Genomic DNA, 3,308 nt, shown 5'->3' on the forward strand with positions numbered 1-3,308 from the left:
TACGATCCGCCTTCGCTGCGCCTCGCGGCTCGACCGGAGCAGGCGGCGCGCCGCCTCGGCCTTGGCGGTCTCGGCCTCGTCGGGGGCGATCAGGCCGCGCTCGAGGTCGCGGTCGATCTCGGCGATCTGATCCTCGTAGAACGCCGTCTCGGTGGCGAGCCCGCTGCCGCCGGCCTCGCCGGTCGGCACGGCGGCGCGCCGCGACATCGGCCAGAGCAGGCCGAGCACGGCCGCCGCGGTCATGGCCGCCAGGATGAACCAGATCGCCGTCATGGACCTTATCGCCAACGGGCCGCACCGGCCCGCCCCTCCCCACGCCCTGTGGAGCCGGCGGCGTGATGCCACGACGCCTCCCGGCGGCGGCTCGGTGTCACGCAACTCTGTTGCGATGACAAGGCCCCGGGCGGGAGCCATGAGGCCGCGTCCCGCCTCCCGGCCCGCACCCGGACGCGCCCGAGCGCGGCCGACGGCCTCAGTGGGCGGCCGTGCCGACCGGCAGGTCCCCCGGCACCTCCAGCACCGCGCGCAGGCCGCCGAGCGCCGCCTGCTCCAGGGTGAAGCGCCCCCGGTACAGGGCGGCGAGGTCGGCAACGATCGACAGGCCGAGCCCCGAGCCGGGCTTCGATTCGTCGAGGCGGCGCCCGCGGCCGAGCACGGCCTGCCGGGCCTCCGGCGGCAGGCCCGGACCGTCATCCTCGATGGCGACGACGAGGTGGGGATAATCGTCCTTGCTCACCGCCTCGGCCCGGATCGCCACCCGCCCGTGGGCCCACTTGGACGCGTTGTCGACGAGGTTGCCGACCATCTCCTCGAAATCCTGGCGCTCGCCGCGGAAGCGCAGGCCCGGCGGCACGTGGACGTCGTAGGCGATGTCCTTGTCCCGGTAGATCTTCCCGAAGGTGCGCACGAGGCCGGCGAGCGCCGGCTCGACCTCCGTTGAGGTGCCGAGCGTGCCGGCGAGCGCCGCGGCGCGGGCCCGGTCGAGGTGGTAGTTGACCTGATCGCGCATCACCGCGGCCTGCTCGCGGATCTTCTGCGCGAGTTCCTCGGGGGCGTCGGAGGCCCCGACCTCGTTGACGATGATCGAGAGCGGCGTCTTCAGGGCGTGGGCGAGGTTGCCCACCTGGGTGCGGGCGCGCTCCAGGATCTCGCGGTTGGTCTCGATCAGGAGGTTCACCTCCCCGGTGAGCGGCGCGATGTCGCGGGGATAGGTGCCGGTGATGCGGTCCGCCTCGCCCCGGCGGACGGCGCCGAGCGCCGCGCGCATCTTCTTGAGGGGCGCGAGGCCGAAGCGGATCTGCAGCAGGGTGGTGATCGCCAGCGACAGGCCGAGCAGGCCGAAGGTGATGGTCAGCGAGTTCCGGAACCGGTCGACGTCGTTGACGATCTCGTCGGCGGGGCCCGCGACCCGGACCGTGTAGCGGCCCTCCTCGCCGAGATCGACGTCGCGCTCCATGATGCGCAGGAGGCGTCCGTCCTGCCCCTTGCCGTAGCCCTGGCGGATCTGCCCGACCCCGACCTTGCCGTCGGAATCGGTCGCGGCCGGCAGCGGCACGCCCACGAGGGAGCGCGAGGTGCGCACGTCCCGCGGCTTCGCGTCGGGCTTGCCGACCTGCCAGTACCAGCCGGACAGGGGCAGGTCGAAGCGCGGGTCGCCGAGCGAGAAGGTCCGGCTCTCCGGATCGTTGGGCGAGACGAGATCGGTGGCGAGATTGTTGGCGAAGACGAGGAGGCGGCTGTCGAAGGCCCGCTCGGTGTTCTCGCGGTAGAGGGTCGTGAGGATCCAGGCCGCGATCAGCAGGATCGCGGAGCTCGACAGGAACGCCGACACGGCGAGCCGCACCGCGATGGAGCGGCGGCGCAGGGAGAAGAGGCCGATGAGGTCGATCATGGGGGCGTCGGTCGCTCAGACGGGCGACGGCGCGTCGTGGACGAGGCGACCGTCGACGCGACCGTCGAGGGGTCCGCGGGCGACGCGGGCGGCCGGCGTGCCGGAACGCGCGGCCGCGCTCACATCCGGGCCGGCGGCTGGTTGGGATCCACGAGGTAGCCGAGGCCGCGGACGGTCTGGATCAGGTCCACCGCGAGCTTCTTGCGCAGGCGGCCCACGAACACCTCGATCGTGTTCGAGTCGCGGTCGAAATCCTGGTCGTAGAGGTGCTCGGTGAGTTCGGCGCGGGACACGACCCGGCCGGTATGGTGCATCAGGTAGGAGAGCAGCCGGTACTCGTGGCTCGTCAGCTTCACCTGAGCGCCGTCGACGAAGACCTTGCCGGAGCGGGTGTCGAGGGTCACCGGCCCGCAGGCGATCTGGCTGGTGGCGTGGCCGGCGGCGCGGCGCAGCAGGGCGCGCACCCGGGCCATCAGCTCCTCCATGTGGAAGGGCTTGGTGACGTAGTCGTCGGCGCCGGCGTCGAAGCCGTCGACCTTGTCGGACCAGCGGTCCCGGGCCGTGAGGATGATCACCGGGGTCTTCACGCCGGCCCGGCGCCACTTCTGCAGCACCGTGACGCCGTCGGCCTTGGGCAGGCCCATGTCGAGGATGATGGCGTCGTAGGGCTCGCTCTCGCCGAGATAGCCGCCCTCCTCGCCGTCATAGGCCTTGTCGGCGACGTAGCCGGCCTCCTCCAGCGCGGCCACGACCTGCCGGTTGATGTCCTTGTCATCCTCCACGACCAGCAGACGCACGGCTCACTCCCCTCCGAAACGGTCCCCGCGCCCGCTCAATACTGTCCCGCCACGGTGCCGGTGCGCGCGTCGACGATCACGTGCACGAAATGCCCGTCGCGGCGCAAGGCGGTGAGCATGTAGACGAGGCCGTCCGCGTGACGGCAGAGGCTCGCCCGCTGGATCTCGGCGCGGGGGATCACCGTCCGGGCCGCGCGGATCGCCGCGACCGGCGGGATCACCCGGCGCTCGCCGACCTCCTCGCGCAGGTCCGCGGGGGACAGGCAGCTCTCGATCCGCAGCGGCGGCTGGCTCGACACCGCGCCCGTCTGGGGGGCCGGCCCGTCGTCGGCCATGGAGCCGAGGCCGCCCGCGGCGAGGGCCGCGGCGGTCAGGCTGATGGCGACGAGGGCGATGGCGTAGCGCATTGGCAGACGATGTGAGCCCAGGGCACTGAATGCGTCCTGAATACGTGGCCGTGCGTCGCCCCCGGCGGTCGTCGGCGGCAGTCCGGACAGTCCCTTCGCGGTCGATTCGGTGGCGGGCGGCATCGTGCGGACATGACGGCCGAGGCGGCGCCCGGTTCCACGGCGCGCGCCGCTTCCCACAGGCGCGGCGGCCGGTCTCACGGCGCCGGCGCC

General features: G+C 72.8%; 4 protein-coding genes. All 4 read right to left on the reverse strand.

The features are described from left to right. A partial coding sequence (gene ccmI, locus ACLBYE_RS30005; protein WP_447696952.1) for a c-type cytochrome biogenesis protein CcmI occupies positions 1-273 on the reverse strand: 273 nt, incomplete at its 3' end. A gap of 199 nt (positions 274-472) precedes the next feature. After that, positions 473-1,891 carry an ATP-binding protein gene (locus tag ACLBYE_RS30010; protein ID WP_447696953.1) on the reverse strand — a complete coding sequence of 473 codons (1,419 nt, stop codon included), beginning with the start codon at positions 1,889-1,891 and terminating at the stop codon, positions 473-475. A gap of 119 nt (positions 1,892-2,010) precedes the next feature. Further along, positions 2,011-2,688: a response regulator transcription factor gene (locus tag ACLBYE_RS30015; protein WP_012321897.1), complete on the reverse strand. Its 678-nt coding sequence runs from the start codon at positions 2,686-2,688 to the stop codon at positions 2,011-2,013. Between the two features lie 35 nt (positions 2,689-2,723). After that, the gene (locus ACLBYE_RS30020) at positions 2,724-3,095 is read right to left on the reverse strand and encodes a PepSY domain-containing protein (protein ID WP_020090901.1); all 372 of its coding nucleotides are present in this window, start codon (positions 3,093-3,095) and stop codon (positions 2,724-2,726) included. Positions 3,096-3,308 lie beyond the last annotated feature (213 nt).

This window comes from Methylobacterium sp. A52T (genome assembly GCF_053346095.1).

Excerpts from the sequence above, each read along its gene's own strand:
- ACLBYE_RS30020 (WP_020090901.1), bottom strand. The coding sequence starts at position 3,095 with ATGCGCTACGCCATCGCCCTCGTCGCCATCAGCCTGACCGCCGCGGCC.
- ACLBYE_RS30010 (WP_447696953.1), bottom strand. The coding sequence starts at position 1,891 with ATGATCGACCTCATCGGCCTCTTCTCCCTGCGCCGCCGCTCCATCGCG.